Genomic DNA, 22314 nt, shown 5'->3' with positions numbered 1-22314 from the left:
CCCATGCAAACCTGGGACGTCATAGTCATAGGCGGTGGTCATGCCGGCTGCGACGCAGCTGCGGCGTCGGCACGCCTTGGGGCCCGGACCCTGCTTTTGACACACAAGCTCGAGACCATTGGCGAGATGTCGTGCAATCCGGCCATCGGCGGGCTGGGCAAGGGCCATCTGGTGCGGGAGATCGACGCGCTGGACGGGGTGATGGGCCGGGTCGCGGATGCATCAGGGATCCAGTTTAGGCTGCTCAATCGCTCCAAGGGTCCTGCTGTGCGTGGTCCCCGGACCCAATCGGATCGTGCACTCTATCGGACTGCCATGCAGTCTGAGCTTTCCGGGCAAGCCAATCTGGAAATCCGGGCGGCGGCGATCGAGGATTTGATGTTTGAGGGCGAGCGCTGCGTCGGTGCGATGGACGCGGATGGGCATGCCTATCATGCGGTCGCAGTCGTGCTGACAACCGGCACCTTCTTGCGCGGTCTGATCCACAAGGGTGCCGAGCGGATCCCCGCAGGGCGGGCCGGAGAAGCGCCGTCTATTGGACTGTCGGACACCTTGTATGGTCTGAATTTGCAAATGGGTCGGCTGAAGACCGGGACGCCGGCTCGCCTGCTCAAGTCGACGATTGATTGGGACAGTCTCGAGCAGCAGGCGGCCGATGATGTGCCGGTGCCGTTCTCTTTCATGACGGATCGGATCGAGGTGCACCAGATCAGCTGTGCGGTGACCCGGACTACCGAGGCTACGCACAAGATCATTGCGGACAATCTGGGACAGTCGGCGGTCTATTCGGGCGCCATTGCGGGCAGGGGTCCGCGCTATTGCCCGTCGATTGAGGACAAGGTCGTCAGGTTTGCTGACCGGTCCCAGCACCAGATCTTCCTGGAACCGGAAGGATTGGATGATGACACTGTCTATCCCAACGGTATCTCGACCTCTCTGCCTGACGATGTTCAGCAGGCCTTTCTGGAAACCATACCCGGGCTCGAGCAGGTCGTGGTCAAACGCTATGGCTATGCGATCGAGTATGATTATGTCGATCCGCGCGAGCTCGATGCGACGCTGCAGCTGCGCAAGCGGGCTGGTTTGTGGCTGGCTGGCCAGATCAATGGAACGACGGGATATGAAGAAGCGGCGGCCCAGGGCCTAGTGGCGGGGGCGAATGCCGCCCTTTTTGCCACGGGCCGCGAACCCTTCGTGTTGAGCCGGTCGGATGCTTACATCGGTGTGATGATTGACGATCTGATCACACGGGGTGTGAGTGAACCCTATCGGATGTTCACCTCACGCGCCGAATATCGACTGTCGCTGAGAGCCGACAATGCAGACCAGCGCCTGACACCCAAAGCCATGGAATTGGGTCTTGCGAGCAGGGGTCGAGGCGCGGTTTTTTGCCGCAAGATGGAAGAGTTGTCTGAGGCGCGATCGCTTGCCTCGAACCTGTCGCTGACACCGAATGAAGCCCGCGACAAGGGTTTGTCCGTGAATGCCGATGGCAAGCGACGGGCTGTTACTGAACTCCTTGCCTACCCGGATGTGGGTTGGGACCGCCTGGTCGGGATCTGGCCGGAATTGGGTCGCGTGTCGCCGAGCGTTTCTGAGCAGATCGAAATCGACGCGCTCTATGCCGGATATATTGACCGGCAGCAGGCGGACATTCTGGCCTTTCGTCGGGATGAAGCCGTTCGCTTGCCTCGGGACTTGGATTATTCCGGCATTGGGGGTCTCAGCAATGAAGCGCGTGAGAAGCTGGAGCGGGCCCGCCCCGAGACTCTTGGTCAGGCGGCGCGGATCGAGGGTGTGACGCCTGGGGCACTGACTGCTGTTCTGGCGCATGTGAAGCGTCGGACTCAGGGGGCGAGCTAGATGGATCGCGAAACTTTTGGTCGTGAGACCGGTGTTTCACGTGAAACACTCGATGGATTTGAGACCTGGCGCGCGCTGCTGGTTGAAACGAATGCCCATACCAATCTCGTCGGACGCTCGACCCTGGATCAATTCTGGGCCCGCCACGCCATGGACAGCTATCAATTGCTCGAGCATGTCGGCGCTGATGTGACCAAGATAGCGGACCTTGGCGCGGGGGCCGGCTTTCCGGGCATCGCCCTTGCCCTGGGGCTGCGGGATCGTCAGCAGGCTGCACATGTGACGCTGGTGGATTCCGTCGGCAAGAAGGTTGCCTTCCTCCGCAAGACCATCGCTGCCCTCGCGCTAGATGCGGATGCGCGGTCGGTTCGTGTCGAAACGCTGGATCCGGCCGAAGGGTTTGATCTGATTACAGCGCGGGCCTTCGCGCCGTTGAATAAATTATTGGGTTATGCCTCACCCTTGTTGAAAAACAGGGCTCAAGGCCTTTTTTTCAAAGGCCAAAACTATCGCGATGAATTGACCGAAGCCCGTAAACACTGGACATTCGATTGTGAAGTCATACCCAGTCGTACCAGTGACGGGGTGATCCTGCGCATTCATGAGGTGGAACGTGCCAACTGACGTCCAGCGCGCCAAGGCGCCCCGCGTAATCGCTGTCGCCAATCAGAAGGGCGGCGTGGGTAAAACCACAACGGCCATCAATCTGGGAACCGCCCTTGCCGCGATCAAGCAAAAGGTCGCAATCATCGATCTCGACCCGCAGGGCAATGCCTCCACAGGGCTGGGTGTGCCTCCGGCAAAGCGCACCCTGACATCCTATGACGTGCTGGTTGGTGGTGATTCCCTCAAGTCTGCCATGGCTCCCACAGTGGTTCCCGGGCTGAGCATTGTTCCGTCGGACGAGCTTTTGTCAGGAGCGGAGCTCGAGCTGGCCGATGACCAACGTCGTTCCTATCGCCTCAAACGCGCTATCGATCAGAGCATGCAGGCACTCGGACCGGACGCGGCGGGTTTGGATTACATCCTGATCGACTGCCCGCCATCGTTGAATGTCCTGACAGTGAATTCCCTTACAGCGGCCGATTCCATCCTGGTGCCCCTGCAGTGCGAGTTCTTTGCCCTCGAAGGCCTGTCCCAATTGCTGAAAACGGTCGAGCGGGTCCGCGGTCACCTGAATTCTCGCCTCGATATCCAGGGCGTGGTCCTGACCATGTTTGACAGCCGCAACAATCTGTCGGCAGAAGTGGCGGCAGATGTCCGCGAGCATTTTGGCGACAAGGTCTACAAGACGGTAATTCCGCGCAATGTCCGGGTATCCGAGGCCCCGTCGGTTGGCAAACCGGTCCTGCTCTATGATCTGCATTGCTCGGGATCGCAGGCCTATATCAGCCTGGCCAAGGAAATCGTCCAGCAGGAACGCAAACGTCATCGCGAAGCACAGGGTGAAGTGGCATGAGCGCCAGCGAAAAGAATAAACGTCTCGGACGCGGGCTCTCGGCCCTGCTCGGCGAAACCGATACGGAAGGCTATAGTGCTCCTGACGTCGAGGCGGCCCCTGCCTCTGGCCCGTCACGCGACGGCGTTCGCATGATTCCGATCGAGTTGATCGCACCAAACCCCGATCAGCCCCGCAAGACGATTACCGAGCCGGAGCTCAATGCGCTGGCTGAATCGATCGCCGACAAGGGTATTGTCCAGCCGATCCTGGTGCGTCCGGTAGATGGCGGAGACCGCTTCCAGATCGTCGCCGGCGAGCGCCGCTGGCGCGCGGCCCAGAGGGCACGCCTGCATGAAGTGCCCGCCCTGGTGCGGGAGCTTACCGATCGTGAGACCTTGGAAATCGGCATTGTCGAGAATGTCCAGCGGGCTGACCTCAATCCGGTTGAAGAAGCACAGGCCTATCGCCAGCTGATCGACCGGTTTGGACACACCCAGGAAGACGTGGCGCACGCGGTGTCCAAAAGCCGAAGTCATGTCGCCAACATGATGCGGCTGCTGGCGCTTCCGAACCCTGTCCTGGCCCATCTGGCGAGCGGTCAGATATCGGCGGGACATGCCCGGGCCATTGCCAATGCCCCTGATCCGGAAGCGCTTTGCGAGCAGATCATCGCGCGCGGATTGTCTGTCCGGGACGCCGAAAAACTGGCCCGAGATGCCCAGAATCCGCCAGCTCCGGAGATCAAGACAGGCGGTCGTGAAGCCGGCAGCAAGGACGCTGATACCCGTGCCCTGGAAGCGGATATAACCGCGCGCCTCGGTCTCGCTGTCGAGATCAAGCATGGCAATAAGGGCGGTGAGCTACGGGTGCAGTACAAGACGCTCGAACAACTCGATGATGTTTGCCGTCGGCTCAGCGCCGATGGTGGGCGCTGATCAGCGCCCCATCTGGGCAGCGCCACGCGCCAGCCGCAATAGCAGATCACCGACAAGGGCTTCGGCCGGAGCACCAGACCGCTTTACGGCGCGTTCCGCATCGAAAGCGAGCTGGCGGGCATGCTCCAGGCGCCGGCCCCGCCACAGGGATAATTGTCGCTTGAAGGCATCGGCTTGCGGGCCATAGCGGGGCGCGCCACTGCGTGCCATTGCGCCCTCATTTCCGCCGGCCGCATGGACCGCCCCGAGTTGGTCGAGCCGGCGTTGCAGGGCGCGCAGGATTCCAACAGCCGAGCCGCCGGCAGTGATTGAGCGGTGATAGGCGCTGTCCGCCTTGGCCAGCAGTCCGAGCAGGGTTGGCGCCAGCACGGCATCGAGTTGGGCCTCACCCTGATCGGCGGCAACCGCCTCGACGTCTTCGCGCGTGATCGTATCGTCGCCTTCAGCCCGTTGCGACCGGAGCCCCTTGTAGAGGATCAGTTTCTCGATCTCGCCGCGGGCGAGGGCACGGTCGCCTTCCAGGCGTGGCAGCCACTCGGTACGCGCTTCACGTGCAAGTTGCAGACCTTCTACCTTGAGCATGCTTTCGCACAGTGATTCGAGTGAATGCGAGGTGTCGGCATAACATGCGATTGTTATTGCCTTTTTTGCCGGTTCGAACGCTTTTCTAAGCTTCCCTCGCGGCGTTAAGTCGCCGGACTCGACCAGCAGCACGGCTTCCGCCGTCTCAGAGCCGCTTTCCAGACCCTTGATGATCTCGATAATCGGCCCGCTTCCTGTCTCGCCGGTCAGACGGACCCGGACCAGCCGCTTTCCACCCGTCAGCGACAGGGCAGCCATGGCATCGGCCAGGCCAGCCGGGTCCGACTTCAGATCTTCCTCGGTCAATTGTGTCAGGGCGAACGGGTCATCAGGGTCTTCCAGGATTGCCCGGACAAGCGTCTGGGCGCGCTCATGGGTCAATCCGCGGTCGGGACCATAAATCAGATAGGCGCGGATCGACGGGTCCGGATTCTTGACCCGGGCATCAGCCTCGCGCGCGGACGCCTTCACTGGGTGTCGGCGTCCCGGAGCGCTCGCACGAGCTGGTTGGCAATACGCTCGGCCGCAAGCTGGGCGGCGCGTTCGGTTGCATCGCGTTCGGCTGCGACCGAGGCATAAACCGATTGTGGGACATTGTAGGACGCTTCGGTCTCGACAGACCCGGAGACAACCGGTTCAACATCGCCATCGCGGAACAAGCCGTAGTCCACGGTCAGGCCGATGGCGTAGCGCGACACAGCTGCGTCGGTACCGACACCCAGCGCTGCACGGGTTGTCTCGCTTTCAGTCCGCAAGGTGTATGGGCCGACTGCGTGGCGCGCGCCCATACGATCCAGCAAGGCTTCCTGCAGGTGGAAATCAACCTGTTCCCGGCCCGTCTCGACCTGGATGTCGGAGAGGGCGCTATTGACACCCGCCCCGCCATACATCGGCGAAAAGCCGCAGGCGGACAGACCCAACCCCGCCGAAACGACGAGACCGACAAGAAGTGCACGGCGGCTGGAACGCATGATCTTATCCTGCGACGATATTCACGATACGATCAGGTACCACGATAACCTTGCGGACGGTAAGCCCTTCCAGCGCGCGCTGGACGGTTTGATCGGCCATCACCATCTCCTGGACAACATCCTGAGCCGCACCCTTCGGCGCCGTGACTTCCGTCCGGCGCTTGCCATTGACCTGCACCGGCAGGGTCACGCTGTCCTCGACAAGCAAGGCGGGGTCCGCCTCCGGCCATGCCGCATCGATCACCAGGCCTTCGCCGCCCAGATGTTCCCAGCATTCTTCGGCCAGATGAGGAACAAAGGGCGCAATGATGCGAGCCAGAATTCCCAGAGCCTCGGTTTTGGCCGCAATACCGGCGTCATCTGACGGCACATACTTGCGAAGGACATTGACCAGGTCATGGACCTGGGCGACAGCGGAATTGAAGCGGAAGCCCTCGATCGCGTCAGTGACCGCGTGCAGCGCCTTGTGGGCGGCCCGCCGGATCTCGAGGGCCGGACCTGAAGCATCCGCGGCTACAGTCAGCGGGCCGGGCGCCCCCTCAGGCAGGGAGGTCACCGTCGACCACAAGCGCTGAACAAAGCGCCAGACGCCTTCAACACCGCTATCCGTGTACTCGACATCCCGTTCAGGCGGCGAGTCCGAGAGGACAAACCAGCGGACGGCATCAGCGCCATAGCTTTCGATAAAGGCGTCCAGGTCAACCACGTTCTTTTTTGACTTGGACATTTTTTCGATCGCGCCGACAGAGACCGGCTTGCCGGTGGACATCTCCACGGCGCCATCCTTGCGAAGATCGACTTCCTCAGGCGACAGCCATTTGCCATCGGCGGACTTGTAGGTTTCGTGCGTGACCATGCCCTGTGTGAACAAGCCGGCAAAGGGCTCACCGGATTTCATGTTCATCAGGCCCGCATCATTCAGGGCGCGGGTAAAGAAGCGCGCATAGAGCAGGTGCAGGATGGCGTGTTCGATCCCACCGACATATTGGTCAACAGGCATCCAATGCTCGGCATCACTGGCCAGGAAGGGCGTGTCCTCGGACCAGGGCGAGGTAAAGCGCAGGAAATACCAGGACGAGCAGACAAAGGTATCCAGCGTATCGGTCTCGCGGCGACCCGCTTTGCCGCATTTTGGACAGTCGGCATTTTTCCAGGTCGGATGGCGCTCCAGCGGATTGCTCGGATGGTCAAAGGTCACGTCTTCGGGCAGGACGACCGGCAGCTGGTCCTCCGGTACCGGAACGACGCCGCAATCGGCACAATGAATGACCGGGATCGGGCAACCCCAATAGCGTTGCCGCGACACCAACCAGTCCCGAAGGCGATAGCTGGTCGCGCCCTTGCCAAGCTTGCGGGCTTCCAGCTCGGTGATCGCGCGTTCCAGCGCGTCGGCCGTTGAAAGACCGTCCAGAAAACGGGAATTGTAGCTCGTGCCGGGTCCGGTATAGGCCTCGTCCTCGATCACATGCGTGTCCGCGCTCGCCTCGGGCGGCAAAACAACCGGCTGGACGGCGAGGTCGTATTTGCGGGCAAAGTCGAGGTCACGCTGGTCCCCGGCGGGGGAGCCGAAAATAGCGCCCGTGCCGTAGCCGGACAGCACGAAATTCGCAGACCAGACCGGCAATTCCCAATTTTCGTCAAAGGGATGGCGAACAGTGATGCCCAGATCAACGCCGCGCTTGGGGGCCTTCTCAATCTCTTCAGCCGTCGTGCCCATGCGCGCGCATTCATGCATGAAGCGATCGATCTCAGGATCATCTGCGGCGAGTGCCTTGACGATGGGATGATCGGGCGCGAGCGCCAGAAAACTGGCGCCGAACAGGGTGTCGGGACGGGTCGTGAAGACGTCGATGGTGGCGCCGAACTGCTCGGCCAGGCCTGAATCGGTGAGCGGAAAGCTCACCTCGGCGCCACGGGACCGGCCAATCCAGTTGGACTGCATGGTGCGGACCTTGTCCGGCCAGCGATCCAGTTCCTCGAGAGCGTCTGTGAGCTCGTCGGCATATTCGGTGATCTTGAAGAACCATTGGTCCAGCTCGCGCTGGACAACCAGGGCACCGGAGCGCCAACCACGACCATCAATGACCTGCTCATTGGCAAGAACGGTCTGGTCGACGGGGTCCCAATTGACCTTCGCCGTCTTGCGGTGAAGCAGACCCCGTTCCATCAATCTCAGGAAGATGGCCTGCTGATGCCGGTAGTAGGACGGATCACAGGTCGCGATCTCGCGGCTCCAGTCGAGTGCCAGGCCGAGACGTTGCAGCTGGCCGCGCATGGCGTCGATATTGTCGTGGGTCCAGGCTCCGGGGTGCACGCCGCGGTCCCGGGCGGCGTTTTCGGCCGGCAGGCCGAAAGCGTCCCAACCCATCGGGTGAAGCACGTCAAATCCGCGCGCGCGCTTGTAGCGTGCGACCACGTCGCCCATCGTGTAATTGCGCGAATGCCCGACATGGATCCGCCCGGACGGGTAGGGAAACATCTCGAGCACATAGTATTTGGGCTTGTTGTTGGAAGCGCTGGGGCCAATGGCCTTGAACGCGTCACAGGCATCCCAGGCCGATTGCCACTTGGGTTCGGCTTCGCGCGGATTATATCGTGTCATGTCTGGCCCGCGGCCGCGCCGCGCCCCCGGTATGCGATCAGCCTGTGCAGCCGGTCTAGTTTTCCAGTTGCGAGATACGTAGCTGGCGAGCACGTGTCAGGATCGCGTTCTCGATGTCGTACGCCGTCTGGGCGCCGGTTTCGGCATCGATCCACTCGCCGCTTTCGCTGCGCACCTGACGGAAGACACTGACTGCCAGCGCATCAGCTCGCAGTCGTGTGTCAAGAATGTAGACCGTCAGCTTGAAGCGTTCGGTGGCCATTTGTGGGTTGGCATACCAATCCGTCACGATGACGCCGCCGAACGGATCGAGCTCGGCCAGGGGCATGAAGCTGATCGTATCGAGGCTGGCGCGCCACAGGAACCCGTTCACCCCGATGCCTTCCGGCTCAACCACGCGGTTGCTGGCGAGCGGGTTGGGAAGGGATGGCAGGCGGAATCCGGACGACTCCGATGATGATTCCGCCGTTTCGGCATTGCGCGAGGCGCAAGCCGGAAGTGCAAGAATGGCGGCAGAAAGGATCAATCCAAGAATCCGACGGTCCGACATGTGCCGTGACTCCTTCGAAACAAGACGGCGAAAACGCACGAGAAACTGCAGGACGCGAATGCGCCTCAGATTTAGAGTGGTTTGTATAACACGCGAATTCGCGCGCGCCAGCGATGAAAGGCACCCAACCGGGAGTGACAAACCTGCAACATGTTTGCGCGAACACGCACTGAACCCATTCCGGGCGCTTGACCGGAGGGCCGTGCTCGCCTCCTGTAAGGCGCGACGTCCGGGGGGACGGGGCCGATCGGCGGGACCGCGAGCGATGAAACGGACTACAAGCGCGATACTTTTCGCGGCTCTGTCCGGAACACTTGCGGGCCCGCCGGCATCGGCACAAACCACTGATTTTCCAGATTATGATCCCTATGCCGCCGACGATGTCAGCGCCGTCAGCTGGCGTGGTGACATTGGCTTGGTCCTGTTGGCCGGCGATACCCCTGATGGTGGCCTGGATCTGCTCGCCGATATCGAGCTGGGCGTTGATTTCGAAACATTCACTGAGACCGGGCGGCGTTGGGGGGTGGTCCTGACCGGCCACGCCGAACGTGATTTGTATGGCGACCAGAGTGGTGGGCGCGTCGGCACTTGCCCACCACGGATTGGCGATTGCGCCACAATCGGATTGGCGGGCACCACGGCCGCCCCGATCGCGCCAGACAGTGGTCTGTATAGCGCCGGCGCCGGATCCGAAGACCGGAGCCGGGCGATGATCTCCGATGGCTATGTCTATACAGATACCGGCTGGGGCGAGCTGCGGTTGGGTTATGGAGCTGGGGCGGCCCGACTGGATCCGGTCGGCGGGCCGTCGGCAGCCCGGCTCGTGCGGCCCGATGGTGGTCACCTCCAGGCCGCGGGCCCGGCAATGGCCCGCACTGAAACCCCGCATTCAGGCCATGACCCGAAACTGGTGTTTCGTTCCATAGCGCTGGGCCAGGCCTCATCGGTAGGAACGGTTCGCGCGGCCCTGTCGTTCACGCCGGAGGTCAGCCAGTGCGGCATAGACTATTGTCCCCGCTTGACCGGCCCGGCGGGCCAATCGGGCGCGATCAATAGGGATGTGACGGAAATTTCGATCACCTATTCCGTCCGCCGGGGCGAGCATGAGTGGTCCATGAGCACATCCGCAAGTCAGGCAGGGCGTGTCGAGGGTGCGGTCGGTTTCGTGCCGGTGTCCGGTCAGGATGTCGGGCTTTCCTGGCGCTGGAATGACTGGCGTGCCGGCGGCCGCTGGCGGCGCAGCAATAATGGCGTCGACAGCGATGGTGACCTTGAAGCCTGGTCTGCGTCGGTCGGCCTGGAACAGGGGGCCTGGCTGACCGCGATGGAGTTTGCGGCTTTCAGCGATGATTTCATTCATGCGGATGGCCGGACCTGGCAAGCGGCAACCTCACGTCTTGTGGGTGACAGCGGGCTGGTTGCTTTCGGTATTCAGTCTGCTGTGACGCATGAACCGGTCATTGAACCGGCAGGTCGTGTGCAACAGGCAACCCGGACCTTGACTGGCTTTGTCGAGCTCGGTTGGCGATTTTGACAATTCCGCCACAGGACTCGCACTTCTTTCATCATTTGAGCAGAATCTGGTTGGGTCGGTGTGCCACGCTGCGCTACAACAGATGGGCGTGAGGGAGAAGTACGATGATCGAGCGGAAAAAACCGTTTGAAATCATTGGTAAAAAGTCGACCGTGGCCGGTGCTGCCGCGGCCGTGCTCCTCTGTGCGCCTACCGCAATGGCCCAGGATGTGACGGCTGACAGCGAGGCCGTGGCGCCTTGGTATGAGGCCTTTACGCTGTCAATGGCCGAGGCTCCGACGCCGGAACTCGACGAAGCGACCACTTTCGATCTGGAACTTGGCGAACACTGGGGCGTGACGCTGGGTTATCAGGACCGCAGCGATTCCCGTCTCAATGATGACCTCAGCGCCGGGGCCTTCGTGACCTTTGGCGACCGGATCCGTCTGGGCGGACAGGTGCGTTTTGCGTCGCCGGATGACAGCTTTTTCGTGCGCAATAGTGATGACGAAGAACGTCAGCCGGAAATCAAGTTCGAGTCGGCTCTGCGTTTCTGATCGCACCGACCGCGGCTACTCCTGAAATTCCCAAACCTGTCAGACGGTTGACCGTCTTTTGATTGATGCCACCAAGCGCGTAGACCGGGACCGGTGTCCGTCGTGCCCAAGCCGCAAGGGCCTGGGGGCCCATGGCTGTTCCGGCTGACGGGCTGGCACTGGCAAAAGCGGTCGACACCAGGACAGCGTCAAGCCCGGCCTGTTTCGCCCGGAGCAGCGTCATGGGCGCGTGCGCTGACCCAGAAAACAACAGGCGACACCCGCGCGCGCGGGCCCGCGCCGCGGCCGGCAGCATTCGTTCCGGCCAATGCACTCCGGTGGCGGCGCTGCCATAGGCAAGGTCGAGGTCGGATGACACCAGAACCGGGATTCCGAGTTCACTGGCGACGGCCACTGTCGCCCGGGCGATGGCCAGGCGGTCAGGATGGCCGAAATGCCGATAGATGATGGCAGACCCCGGTGGCAGCATCTCCACCAGTTTGACCGGGTCGGGCTGCCGCTGCGGATCCGTCAGGGCAAGGAGGGGCGGCAGGGCGCAGGCTCGACTGCCGCCCACCCTCGCGGCAGCGCTTGCCAAGCCAGTCACTGCATCGTAGGGCGGTTTCATGACTGATGCTCCCGACATCGCGACCCGACGCGACATGCTCCTGACCGATATTGGCAAACTGGCGGCCGAGGCGGGCCGACCGTCTGACAGCATCAAACTGGTCGCAGTCTCCAAACGCCAGTCTGAAGAGCGGCTAGATGCAGCCCTGGCAGCTGGCCAACGTGTTTTCGGTGAAAACCGTGTCCAGGAAGCGATGGCACACTGGGGTGAGCGGCGAAAGGTCTGGTCGGACCTCGAATTGCGCTTGATCGGCCCCCTGCAGTCCAACAAGGCCGCCGATGCCGTGGCGCTGTTCGACGTGATCGAAACCCTCGATCGGCCCAAGTTGGCCGATGCCCTGCGCAGGGAAATGGACCGCCAGGGCCGCAGGCCGCGTTTATATGTCCAGGTGAATACGGGCGCGGAGACCCAGAAGGCGGGCGTATTGGTGTCCGAGCTGCCCGCATTCCTCACTCGCATGCGAGATGAATTCGGCTTTGAAATCAGTGGACTGATGTGTATCCCGCCGGTCGAACAGCCACCGGGCCTGCACTTTGCTCTATTGGCGAGGTTGGCGGCAGATAACGGCATCGGACATCTATCGATGGGGATGAGTGCCGACTATCCGGTTGCTGTCGCCCTCGGCGCCACATCTGTTCGGATCGGGACCGGCCTGTTCGGAGACCGCGAGGTCTAGCTAGCGGATGGTCAGCCAGTCGCCTGGCCGGGCCTCTGCCAGCAAGGCGCGGACATGGACGGGATCAAGGGCGACGCACCCTTCTGTCGGCTCATAATCGCCACGCTTGCAGTGCAGGAAAATGGCCGATCCTGCCCCCCTGATTGGCGGGTCATCATTGTGACCCAGTACCAGGATGATGTCGTACAGCCCGTCTTCGCGCCACAAGGCCTCATGGGAGGCCGGATAGGGGCGCCGGACAGGTCGGTTGTAGGCTGCGTCGTCGGGCGCGTCGCACCAGCCGTCATCAGGACGGAGCGGTCGGACCGGTAAAGCCGTTTTCGGCGCGGCGACCCGGTCGGCCCGGTAAAGAACCCGCCGCAAGGGATAGCGGCCCAGCGGTGTCGCACCATCGCCTTCACGCTTGTCTGACGCCTTCGTGACTCCCGAACGGCCCAGCGCTGCGCGTACGGTGCCGGCATCCGGCTTGGAGGACAAGGTGATGTGGCCGCTCTGGCTGACTTGCCAATCCATGGAAGACCCAATGCCGGAGGCGCGGTGGTCGGCGAGGGACACCCGGACCTGTTGAGTTCGGATGTCCACTTCGCCTCCCCCACCACGGAGGTTTGCCCGGGCAACCGGACTTGCCATTAACCAAGCAATTTCGGGACCAGACCGGCGGGTAAGCCTGGCTGGGCAAAAATGACCAGACCAGCAATTCCTGCCGGGCAAAATCTGCCACCCGGCAGGAATTGCCTTGTGAAACGAAATAGGCACAATCAAAGCATGAACGCTCAAAAAACCATTCTGATCGTCGATGACGACGAAGATCTCCGCGAAGCCCTGGTCGAGCAGTTCGCCCTGCATGAGGAATTTCGCACCTTGGCCGCAGGAACCGCAGGCGGGGGCATGTCGATCGCTCGAAACGAACGGGCCGATCTGATCCTTCTGGATGTCGAATTGCCAGACATGGACGGGCGGGAAGCCTGCCGCCTGATGCGCAAGAACGGCATCACGGCTCCAGTGGTGATGCTGACAGGCCAGGATACGGATGCCGACCAGATTCTCGGACTGGAATCGGGCGCCAATGACTATGTCACCAAGCCGTTCAAATTCTCGGTGCTGCTGGCCCGGGTCCGGGCCCATTTGCGCAGCCACGAGCAAAGCGAGGATGCGGTCTTCCAGGTCGGTCCCTACGAGTTCCGGCCATCGATGAAGCTCTTGCTGACGTCAGACGAGAAAAAGGTCCGTCTGACCGAGAAAGAAACAAATATTCTCAAATACCTGTACCGCGCCGGCGGCAAGCCCGTGCCGCGTGATGAATTGTTGCACGAGGTGTGGGGTTACAATCCGGCGGTGACAACGCACACGCTGGAGACACATATCTATCGGCTTCGCCAGAAGATCGAACCGGATCCCGCCCATGCACGCCTGCTCGTTACTGAAAGCGGTGGCTACCGGTTGCAGAGCTAGCGGATATGGGGCGCGGTCTGGCCAGAATCCGGTTTGTGGCAGGCCTGTTGGCCCTCTTGCCCGCCTTCGGCCTTTCGGTCGCCGCAGCACAGGAATTGCCTGAGCTGCCGCAGGTCGACCAAGTGCCCGTAAACATGTCGGTCCGTTATTATGATGTTGACGGACGCCGGGTCAGCGACGCGGTCGAGGCAATGCGTTTTGCGGGCCCGCTGGGCTATGAAGCCGAGACGCGTACCTCGGGCAGTTATTACATGCAGTACGAGCTGACGCCCCGGGGCTGCTCACTGACCTTGCTGGAGATCCCGCTCGAGGTCGAAATCCTCTATCCGAACTGGACCGGTTATGACCGGGCGCGGCGGTCTGACCGGGAGCGCTGGGACGCCCGGATGCACGTATTGACCGTGCACGAGAATGTCCACGCGCTGATCGCCTTCCTCGGCATGATCGAGACGTATAATGACGTCATCCAGGACGGCCCACAGCCTGATTGCGAGGCTTTGCAGGAGCACGTCAGATCAATGGTCGATGCTGCCAATGACCGCCTGAGGGGCTGGCAGCGAGATTATGATCGTGTCACCGACCATGGCATCGACCAGGTCGATTTCGATCTCCAGGCCTTCATGGCCGAACGCCTCTAACTGCCCAGGGTCAGCGCGACCGGGGCATGGTCGGACGGCTTTTCACGGCTGCGCTCGTCTTCCCATATGCGGAAGGCATCGCGGCCGCCTGCCAGGGCGCGGTCACGGGCAGCGGGCGATGCCCAGATATGGTCCAGACGGCGCCCGCGATTGGCGGCCCGCCAGTCCTTCGCCCGATAGCTCCACCAGGTGTAGATTTTCTCGTCCATCGGAATGAGCTCACGAGCCACGTCAGAGAATTGCCCGGCCTGTCGGATCCGCTCGAGCGCCTCGACCTCGACAGGCGTGTGGGACACCACTTTGAGCAATTGCTTGTGCGACCAGACATCATGCTCATAGGGCGCAATGTTGAAGTCTCCGACCAGAACGAGGGCCGCATTCTCACTCGCGCGTCCCGCGAAATAGCGCTCGATCCGATCCAGAAATTCCAGCTTGTGGGCAAAGCGCGGATTGATGGCCGGATCCGGTTCGTCGCCGCCGGCGGGAATGTAGAAATTGTGCAGCTCGATTCCCTCGACACCGACCCGCTGATGGCGGGCTTCGCCTCGTGGGCACAGCTCGACATCGCCCAGATCTTCGAGCGGATATTTTGACGCGATCGCGACCCCGTGCATGCCCTTTTGGCCGCGCACGTGGAAATGCCTGAATCCCATTTCCCTGAAGGCCTCCTCGGGAAATTGTTCCTCGAGGCATTTGATTTCCTGCAGGCACAAGACATCGGGATCGGCTTCCTGGACCCAGTCGGCAATGAGCGGGACGGCGCGCAGGCGCACGGAATTGATGTTCCAGCTGGCAAGGGTCAGGGTCATGGCGCGGTCTCGTCTGTGTGGGAATTCAAAGAATATTGTAGGTCGAGCCGGCAATGCCGACGGGCCAGCGACCGCGGGCGAACAGGCGCCAGCGGGCCAGGAAGGGGTGGGGCGGCTGATCGTCTTCGGCTTCGGCCAGAATCACCAAGGCTGCGCCATTGGCGGCCTGGGCGAGGGCACCGGCTGCGGCATTGACCAGGGTCATGTCCTCGACATCATCCATGGCGGCCGCGTCCTCGATGATGTCGCGGGCGCTGTCGCCGGTCTTCTGGGCCACCATCGACAGCGCTGCGTGCACGGCTTCTTCGTCGAGGCGTTCCAGCACACGGGAAACGAGGCCGGTGCGCAGCATCTCCTCGGCTTCCCAGCTTACCGGATCACGATCGAGCGTTTCCGCCGCGCCGGCGGCTTCTTCCCAGTCTGTGAGTACGCCCGGCTCGGCATCGGGAAATCCAAGGCCATCCAGATAGGCGCGGGCCAGATAGGCTTCACGCTCGTCCAGCGGCTCACCCAGGCGGGCGAACCAGGAGTTGGAATTCAGGCTCTCGGCAAAGGCCTTGGCCTTGTACAGGAGCGGGATTTCTTCGAGCAGGCGCGGAAAGTCAGCGTCGTCGGGGTCATCATGGAATTGCATGACGCGTATTTAACCCTCAATCCGTCGCCGCAACAGGGGCGCAGGTGTGAGAAACGGGGGATAGCCGGTGACAAGTGGTCCTGAAACGAATTGCGCCCGGTCTCGAGGGGGAGGAGACCGGGCGCAAAGCCATGCGCTTGTCTGTGTGAGCGCAGCGCCGGGAGGGGATCAATCCGGCGCGACTGAGATGGGGATCCGCAAGCGGGGGGACGACGCCGATCCATTGCCTCTCAGTCAGCGTAACAATAACGCCACAGCGACCAAACTTTTACAAATAAAAAATGAGAAAGAAATTGCGTGTGTCCAAAAAGCCGCAACCTTCTATCGGCCACGCCTCGAATCACGACGGGATTCCGGCTCCGGGATGACAAAGATCCGCGGATTGAGGGTCACATCGGATTGCACATCGATTAGGCTCACCCGTGTGATTTCTCCCAAAGCGTCGGTGACAAACCATTCGCGGAGCGCGTGATCGGATTGGGAGAAGACGAACATGATCTCGCCTTCCATCTCGTCGGATGGATCACGGAGCGTCAGGTAGAGAAATCCGAACTCCCGCTCCAGCGACACAATCGCCGCGTCCTCGGCGATGTCGATCTCCGGCTTCAACAACCACCAGAGCGGTGTCGAGCGCAGGGGAATCCGGTCGACCGTCTCCAGCGCCCGGTCCTCGACTGCAATAGTCGTCCCGTCGGCAATGATCCGCAGCGGGTTGGGTTCGTCATAGTCCAGTCGCAGGCGGCCGGGGCGTGACAGGGCCAGATTGCCTTGGGCCGAGGACCCGTCCGGAGCGATCTGGATGAAGCGCGAGCGCAGCGTGTCGATGGAATTGAGCGCGGCATTGATCCCGGCCAGTGCGGTCTCACGGTCCAGCGGCACCTGTTCGGGTGACTGCTGGATGGCTGCGGGTTCCCGGGCCGCTTCGTCTTGAAGCGGCGCCGGGTCGGTCGCCTGCAAAAGGGCGAGGGAGGCAAGCAGTGTGATCATGGCGCCAAGCTGAACCGGGATTGCGGCGTGAGCAAGACCTTGATGTTCATGATCCGCTCACCCGCGCCAGTCCTCGCCACGACATATGCCGCTATCGAGCCGGATAGTGGATTTCATAAGCCGAGAGCCGGGAGCTGGACCAGTGTGGTGCGAAGATAAAACGCCCATCCGGGGTGCCGCCAATCGAGTTGAGCATGATCTCCTCATCCTCATACCCGTCCAGCACGGTCAGGCCGCTTGTCTCGGACCAATGAAGCAGCCGGCCGCGCAAATCGCTCAGTACCAGTCCGCCGCGACCGTCGGTGACCACTCCATCGAGCGATCCCTCGCCCTCCAGCAAGACGGTCGTCGCCAGCGTGTCCGGCTGGACGCGGATCAGATTGCCGACGCCGCTGGAACAGACGACATAAATCCAGCCATCGACAAATTCGATGCCATTGGCGCCGGTGAAGGGATCGCCCTCGAACAGGAGCCGCCAGGATCCTTCCACAAGGCCGAACACCCGGCCGCCGCGTGTGTCCGTCACCCAGATGCGCCCATCAGGGTCGATGGCGATGTCATTGAGGAAGATATTGTCGATTTCGAGGGTCCAGCGATCAAGCTCATCGCCACTGTCCATATCCAGCGCGATCACATGACGCCCGGCATCGACCATGTAGAGGCGGTCACCCTGCGAGACGATCCCCAGCGGGTCGTCGAAACCGTCGCTCCAGCGCGCCTGCCAAGCTCCGGTAACCAGGTTGAGGCGGGAGACATAACCCTGTCCGGGCGGGTCGGTTTCCTCACCGGCACCGGACTGGTTGCCGATATAGGCCCAGTCGCTGCCGTGAGGCACATGGACAGCTTCCGGCCGGTCGACATTGTCGGTCCGCCACAATTCATTTGCCTGTGGCGCGGTCTGGGCAAGGACCGGCGGGCCCAGCAAGGACAGGCCGGCGGCCAGCCAGAAAAACTTCATGATTCGTCCCTCGATCGTCCTGCCCCCCGGCATGGCGACCTTTGCAGCGCCTGAACGCCCGCGCCATTCACGATGGAGTGAGGAGCGTCCGCCGCAAACCGGCTCAGGCCCCCTCGCCCTCCGGCAGGAATATCTCGCGACGACCGGCATGGTCGGCCGGGCCGATCATGCCCTCTTCTTCCATCTGCTCGATCAGGGTGGCAGCGCGGTTATAGCCAATCTGCAGGCGGCGCTGGATATAGGAAGTCGATGCCTTGCGATCGCGGGCGACGAGAGCCACGGCCTGGTCAAACAGGCTGTCGCCGCTGTCCCCGAGCTCCATGCCGGACTGGCCGTCCTCATCGTCATCACCGCCCGCGGTGACCGCTTCAAGATATTCCGGTGCGCCCTGCTTCTTGAGGAAGGCGGCAACATCCTCGACTTCCTTGTCCGACACGAAAGGACCGTGCAGTCGACGCACCCGGCCACCCGAGGCCATGTAGAGAAGGTCGCCCATGCCCAGCAATTGTTCCGCGCCCTGCTCGCCGAGAATGGTGCGGCTGTCGATCTTGGAGGTCACGGAGTAGGAAATCCGGGTCGGGAAATTGGCCTTGATGGTACCGGTGATCACATCAACAGACGGCCGCTGGGTCGCCGTGACCAGATGGATCCCGGCGGCTCGTGCCATCTGGGCCAGACGCTGGACGGCGCCCTCGATTTCCTTGCCGGCGACCATCATCAGGTCGGCCATTTCGTCAATGACCACGACGATATAGGGCATTTTCTCGGCGGCGATGGTCTCGGTCTCAAAGATCGGTTCGCCGCTCTCCTTGTCATAGCCGGTCTGGACAGTCCGCGAGAGTGGCTCGCCGGTTTCCAGGGCTTCGGCGACGCGTTCATTGAAGCCGGCGACATTGCGAACCCCGACCTTGGACATGCGCAGATAGCGGCTCTCCATCTCCCGCACCGCCCATTTCAATGCCACGACGGCCTTCTTGGGATCGGTAACCACAGGGGAGAGAAGGTGCGGGATACCGTCATAGACCGACAATTCCAGCATTTTGGGGTCGATCATGATCATCCGGCAGTCTTCCGGTGGCAGCCGGTAGAGCAGGGACAGGATCATCGCATTGATGCCCACCGATTTGCCCGAGCCGGTCGTACCGGCAATCAGCAGGTGGGGCATGCGGGTCAGGTCGGCAACAAAGGGTTCCCCACCAATTGTCTCGCCGAGCGCAAACGGCAGCTCGGCCTTGGCATCTTCGAAGGCTTTCGAATTGAACAGGGCCCGCAGGAAGACCGTTTCGCGTTTCGGATTGGGCAGTTCTATCCCGATCGCATTGCGTCCCGGTACGACCGCGACACGGGCCGCCATCGTACTCATCGAGCGGGCAATATCATCAGCGAGATTGATGACGCGGGAGGATTTCACGCCCGGCGCAGGTTCAAATTCATAGAGAGTCACAACCGGACCCGGACGGACCTGGACGATCTCGCCCTTGACCCCGAAATCGGACAGAACCCCCTGCAACAATTCAGCATTCTGTCGAAGTGCCATTTCATCGATGGCATCATTGCGGACCGACGGTTTGGCGAGCAGGTCGAGGCGGGGCAGTTTGAAGCCGGCATTCCGGGCGAAGGGCAATGCGCCCTGGGCCTCGCGGGTATCACGATCAGATGCCTTTGACTTGCGAGAGGGGGCGACCTTGACGGCGGGATTGTAGTTCGGTGCGCCGGGTTCGTCATTGCGGGCCATCGCGGCCGCAGCCGGTGCAGAATCCGCCGCCCGCATGGCCCGCTTCAGGACCGGTTCATTGCGGGGTTCATCATCAGCGTCATCGTCAAATGCGGTTTCGGCGTCGTCCGACCAGCGACCTGTCAAACGTTCGCGCAAGCGATCAAACCAGACCCGCAGCGTCGCCCAAGCCAACCCGCCAACATCCACGGCCGCGCTCAGGTCCCGGGCGCGCAGGCCGAATGTGAAGAAAATACCGGCGATTGAAAGCAATAGCGCGAAACCGGCCGCGAGCGCTGTGGCGCCGGGCAGTTCAAGTCCAAGCGGCAGGGAAGCGAGCGCGCCCAGGAAAAAATCGCCAATCACGCCGCCGAGGCCGGGCGCCAGGGGCCAGGCTTGCGGAACCGGCAGTGAGGCCACCGCGGCCGCGAATCCGGCCGTTCCCAGGGCCGCGAATATCCAGCGGAAAATGCCGATGGATCCTGACCGCTGCTGCGGTGTCCGCCAGATCAGGATACCGCCCCATATGACCAGGGCGATTGCCGGACCGCCCGAGGCCCATCCAAGGGCCTGCAACAGGGCGTCACTGGCCGTAGCGCCCGGACGCCCCATCCAGTTGCCGATCCGTCCGTCCGAGGCGACATTCCAGCTCGGGTCGAGGACATTGTGTGACAACAGGGACGCCATCAGGAATACGCCTGTCGCCAGCATGACGGTGCCGAACAGGAGGTCAGTCAGCCGCAAGCGCCAGGGCGGTGCAGCCTTGGGCGCTGATTTGGGCGTCTTGGCTTTGCGGGTCGAAGGTTTGCGGCTCATGCCTACTTCCTAACGCTGCAAGTCTTCCCGGTCGGTAAACAAAGGTTAACAGCACTGCGACGCTCTGGCCGCTTTTCAGCGGGCCCAAAGCGCCTATTCTGCGCCCCATGACTCAGACACCATCCTATCAAGGCGATGTTGTGATCGTCGGCGGCGGACTGGCCGGAATGACATTGGCGCTGGCCATGGACCAGGCGGGCCTGACGGTAGCGCTCGTCGATGTGCTTGAAATGGACGAGCAGATCGCGCCCGAGTTCGACGGCCGCGCCTCTGCGCTTGCCTATACGTCCTGGCGCATGTTCGAAGCCCTTGGTGTCGCTGAATATCTAAGGCCTCACACCCAACGGATCGAACATATCCTGGTGTGCGACGGACGCCCTTATGGCGGCGACAAGCCGGGTGGACCGGGGCCGCACAGTCTTCACTTCGACCGGCGCGAGATTTCCGACGGCGATGACGGTGAGCCGCTCGGCTGGATGGCCGAGAACCGGCACTCACGCTTTGCGCTGATCCAGGCGCTGAAATCGAAGTCCGGGATTAGCGTCTTCGCGCCAGCCAGGGCCGATCGCTATGAGACCCGCGGTGACGGCGTTGAACTCTATCTCGATGATGGCCGGATCCTGTCAGGCCAGTTGCTGGTCGCGTGTGACGGCAAGTTTTCGCGCTTGCGCAAACAGGCGGCGATCCGGACGGCCGGCTGGCAGTATGGTCAGAAGGGCGTCGTGGCAACAGTGCGTCATTCAGAGCCGCATAATGGCGTGGCTTATGAATACTTCCTGCCATCGGGCCCCTTCGCCATCCTGCCACTTCCTGACAATCGAGCCTCCCTTGTCTGGACTGAACCGGACGCCATCGCAGACGCACTCAAGGATGCACCGGACGCCGTCTTCCAGGAAGAACTCGAGAACCGGTTTGGTGATTTTCTCGGCGATGTGCGGCCCGAAGGCGCCCGCTTCACCTACCCGCTCGGGCTTCGCTATTCCGAGCGTTTTTGTGACGAGCGGATCGCCTTTGTCGGCGACGCAGCGCGCGGCATCCACCCGCTGGCCGGTCAGGGCTTCAATCTCGGGATACGCGACGCGGCCGCCCTGGCGGAAGTCACCGGCGAAGCCAAACGGGTCGGCCTTGATATCGGCGCGCTGATCACGCTGCGCCGCTATGAGGACTGGCGCAAATTTGACAGCGTCTCGCTGGCCGCCGGTACTGACCTGTTCAACCGCCTGTTCTCCAACGACATCGAGCCGGTCCGCCAGTTGCGCGGGCTCGGCATGTCTCTGGTCAACAAGATCGGGCCGGCCCGGCGCTTCTTCATGCGCCAGGCGGGCGGCGAGACGGGGGATCCGCCACGGCTCCTCAAGGGCAGACGCCTGGATGCGGCCTGATCCAGGCTTCAGAACGGGTTGAGCGTATAGTCGGCCTGCTGCAGCAGCGCGTGAGCGGTCATCGCCGACAAAGCCATTTCGACGCCAGGAAGCAGGTCGCTGCGTCCGACGTCATAATAGGATGCGCTCTGGCCGCAGACGATAACCCGAACATTATGCTCAAGCAGTGTTGCGATCAGATCCGCATTGGCGCCCGCGGTCGCTGACGAAACGTCATGGACAGCGCCGCCATGCACCACAACGGCGACCCGAAGCGAGCCCGCTTCCACGCCATTGGCGACGTGCATGTTGAGAAATCTCGCGGCGCTGGTCAGCGTCCGGTTGAGAGTTTCCGCCTCTGACCGTGTTGCCGTATCAAAGGTCACAGCAAAGCTGGCGCCTTCCGGTATCATCATGTCGGCGTCAACCGGCGCGATCTGGCCATAGGCCTCGATCAGCGGGCCCGGGCCGAATTCGTCGGGCCCGGCAAATGCGCCGGTGCTGATGGCGAGGGCGGCAAGGCCCCCGAAAAACATCGTGGAAATGCGGTGATTGGAAACAGTTGGGCTCGACATGGTTCTGGTCTCTCTGGCGTGTGCCGGCCAAGACTAGCCAATGTCCGTCTGCCTGTCGTCGTTCGTTCGCGCA

Annotated in this window: 22 protein-coding genes; 10 read left to right on the top strand and 12 right to left on the bottom strand. The window is 62.1% G+C overall.

The annotated features are described in order from the left end of the window. The first annotated feature begins 3 nt into the window (after window positions 1–3). Genes mnmG through MMAR10_RS15245 form a run of 4 tightly spaced genes read left to right on the top strand, consistent with a single transcriptional unit; the run spans window position 4 to window position 4239 of the window. Entirely contained in the window at window positions 4–1863 is a 1860-nt protein-coding gene (gene mnmG / locus MMAR10_RS15260) for a tRNA uridine-5-carboxymethylaminomethyl(34) synthesis enzyme MnmG (protein ID WP_011644888.1), read from the top strand. Beyond that, complete coding sequence (gene rsmG / locus MMAR10_RS15255; RefSeq protein ID WP_011644887.1) at window positions 1864–2487, top strand: 16S rRNA (guanine(527)-N(7))-methyltransferase RsmG; 624 nt, start codon at window positions 1864–1866, stop codon at window positions 2485–2487. Beyond that, window positions 2465–3322, top strand: a complete 858-nt coding sequence (locus tag MMAR10_RS15250) for a ParA family protein (protein ID WP_011644886.1) — start codon at window positions 2465–2467, stop codon at window positions 3320–3322. Before rsmG ends, MMAR10_RS15250 begins: the two co-directional genes overlap by 23 nt. Continuing rightward, window positions 3319–4239, top strand: a complete 921-nt coding sequence (locus tag MMAR10_RS15245; RefSeq protein ID WP_011644885.1) for a ParB/RepB/Spo0J family partition protein — start codon at window positions 3319–3321, stop codon at window positions 4237–4239. The genes MMAR10_RS15250 and MMAR10_RS15245 overlap by 4 nt, the downstream gene beginning before the upstream one ends. Here MMAR10_RS15245 and holA read toward each other — a convergent pair whose 3' ends face one another. The 4 genes from holA to MMAR10_RS15225 are packed head-to-tail and all read right to left on the bottom strand — an operon-like array spanning window position 4240 to window position 8944. Next, window positions 4240–5292 carry a DNA polymerase III subunit delta gene (gene holA / locus MMAR10_RS15240; protein ID WP_011644884.1) on the bottom strand — a complete coding sequence of 351 codons (1053 nt, stop codon included), beginning with the start codon at window positions 5290–5292 and terminating at the stop codon, window positions 4240–4242. Then, entirely contained in the window at window positions 5289–5792 is a 504-nt protein-coding gene (gene lptE, locus MMAR10_RS15235; protein WP_011644883.1) for an LPS assembly lipoprotein LptE, read from the bottom strand. Before lptE ends, holA begins: the two co-directional genes overlap by 4 nt. Before the next feature lie 4 nt (window positions 5793–5796). Continuing rightward, window positions 5797–8394, bottom strand: a complete 2598-nt coding sequence (gene leuS, locus MMAR10_RS15230; protein ID WP_011644882.1) for a leucine--tRNA ligase — start codon at window positions 8392–8394, stop codon at window positions 5797–5799. A gap of 55 nt (window positions 8395–8449) precedes the next feature. Then, window positions 8450–8944 carry a DUF3576 domain-containing protein gene (locus MMAR10_RS15225; RefSeq protein ID WP_011644881.1) on the bottom strand — a complete coding sequence of 165 codons (495 nt, stop codon included), beginning with the start codon at window positions 8942–8944 and terminating at the stop codon, window positions 8450–8452. 265 nt (window positions 8945–9209) lie between these two features. On the opposite strand from MMAR10_RS15225, the gene MMAR10_RS15220 reads away from it, so the two are divergent. Next, window positions 9210–10478 carry a hypothetical protein gene (locus MMAR10_RS15220; RefSeq protein ID WP_011644880.1) on the top strand — a complete coding sequence of 423 codons (1269 nt, stop codon included), beginning with the start codon at window positions 9210–9212 and terminating at the stop codon, window positions 10476–10478. Window positions 10479–10582: 104 nt separating this feature from the next. Next, the gene (locus MMAR10_RS15215) at window positions 10583–11014 is read left to right on the top strand and encodes an NtrZ family periplasmic regulatory protein (protein WP_011644879.1); all 432 of its coding nucleotides are present in this window, start codon (window positions 10583–10585) and stop codon (window positions 11012–11014) included. Here the strand turns inward: MMAR10_RS15215 and MMAR10_RS15210 are convergent. Further along, complete coding sequence (locus MMAR10_RS15210; RefSeq protein WP_049755770.1) at window positions 10986–11621, bottom strand: thiamine phosphate synthase; 636 nt, start codon at window positions 11619–11621, stop codon at window positions 10986–10988. The genes MMAR10_RS15215 and MMAR10_RS15210 overlap by 29 nt on opposite strands. On the opposite strand from MMAR10_RS15210, the gene MMAR10_RS15205 reads away from it, so the two are divergent. Next, on the top strand, window positions 11620–12297 hold the full coding sequence (locus MMAR10_RS15205; RefSeq protein ID WP_011644877.1) for a YggS family pyridoxal phosphate-dependent enzyme: 678 nt from the start codon (window positions 11620–11622) through the stop codon (window positions 12295–12297). The genes MMAR10_RS15210 and MMAR10_RS15205 overlap by 2 nt on opposite strands. Here MMAR10_RS15205 and MMAR10_RS15200 read toward each other — a convergent pair whose 3' ends face one another. Continuing rightward, the gene (locus MMAR10_RS15200; RefSeq protein ID WP_011644876.1) at window positions 12298–12810 is read right to left on the bottom strand and encodes a L,D-transpeptidase family protein; all 513 of its coding nucleotides are present in this window, start codon (window positions 12808–12810) and stop codon (window positions 12298–12300) included. A gap of 252 nt (window positions 12811–13062) precedes the next feature. Between MMAR10_RS15200 and MMAR10_RS15195 the strand changes: the two genes are divergently transcribed. Both MMAR10_RS15195 and MMAR10_RS15190 read left to right on the top strand, forming a co-directional pair. Continuing rightward, a complete protein-coding gene (locus MMAR10_RS15195) occupies window positions 13063–13749 on the top strand; it encodes a response regulator transcription factor (protein ID WP_041637067.1) in 687 nt (228 codons plus the stop codon). 47 nt (window positions 13750–13796) lie between these two features. Continuing rightward, window positions 13797–14387 carry a DUF922 domain-containing Zn-dependent protease gene (locus tag MMAR10_RS15190; protein ID WP_190273938.1) on the top strand — a complete coding sequence of 197 codons (591 nt, stop codon included), beginning with the start codon at window positions 13797–13799 and terminating at the stop codon, window positions 14385–14387. Here MMAR10_RS15190 and xth read toward each other — a convergent pair. The 5 genes from xth to MMAR10_RS15165 form a co-directional block, all read right to left on the bottom strand. Beyond that, window positions 14384–15196 (bottom strand): exodeoxyribonuclease III, encoded by an 813-nt coding sequence (xth, locus tag MMAR10_RS15185; RefSeq protein WP_011644873.1) that lies wholly within the window; start codon window positions 15194–15196, stop codon window positions 14384–14386. The two genes, MMAR10_RS15190 and xth, sit on opposite strands and share 4 nt — an antisense overlap. Window positions 15197–15221: 25 nt before the next feature. Next, the gene (locus tag MMAR10_RS15180; RefSeq protein ID WP_011644872.1) at window positions 15222–15830 is read right to left on the bottom strand and encodes a hypothetical protein; all 609 of its coding nucleotides are present in this window, start codon (window positions 15828–15830) and stop codon (window positions 15222–15224) included. Between the two features lie 321 nt (window positions 15831–16151). Then, window positions 16152–16817, bottom strand: a complete 666-nt coding sequence (locus tag MMAR10_RS15175) for a LolA family protein (RefSeq protein ID WP_011644871.1) — start codon at window positions 16815–16817, stop codon at window positions 16152–16154. Window positions 16818–16908: 91 nt separating this feature from the next. After that, the gene (locus MMAR10_RS15170) at window positions 16909–17775 is read right to left on the bottom strand and encodes an SMP-30/gluconolactonase/LRE family protein (RefSeq protein WP_011644870.1); all 867 of its coding nucleotides are present in this window, start codon (window positions 17773–17775) and stop codon (window positions 16909–16911) included. A 103-nt stretch (window positions 17776–17878) separates the two neighbouring features. Next, window positions 17879–20305 carry a DNA translocase FtsK gene (locus tag MMAR10_RS15165; RefSeq protein ID WP_011644869.1) on the bottom strand — a complete coding sequence of 809 codons (2427 nt, stop codon included), beginning with the start codon at window positions 20303–20305 and terminating at the stop codon, window positions 17879–17881. A 107-nt stretch (window positions 20306–20412) separates the two neighbouring features. Here MMAR10_RS15165 and MMAR10_RS15160 point away from each other — a divergent pair, with 107 nt between their 5' ends. Next, complete coding sequence (locus MMAR10_RS15160; RefSeq protein ID WP_011644868.1) at window positions 20413–21687, top strand: UbiH/UbiF/VisC/COQ6 family ubiquinone biosynthesis hydroxylase; 1275 nt, start codon at window positions 20413–20415, stop codon at window positions 21685–21687. An 8-nt stretch (window positions 21688–21695) separates the two neighbouring features. Here the strand turns inward: MMAR10_RS15160 and MMAR10_RS15155 are convergent, their stop codons facing one another. Further along, window positions 21696–22241, bottom strand: coding sequence for a DsrE family protein (locus MMAR10_RS15155; protein ID WP_011644867.1), 546 nt, complete (start codon window positions 22239–22241; stop codon window positions 21696–21698). Between the last annotated feature and the right edge of the window lie 73 nt (window positions 22242–22314).

Source organism: Maricaulis maris MCS10, assembly GCF_000014745.1.
Taxonomy (GTDB): domain Bacteria; phylum Pseudomonadota; class Alphaproteobacteria; order Caulobacterales; family Maricaulaceae; genus Maricaulis; species Maricaulis maris_A.
This window is presented reverse-complemented; position numbering and strand designations above follow the sequence as displayed.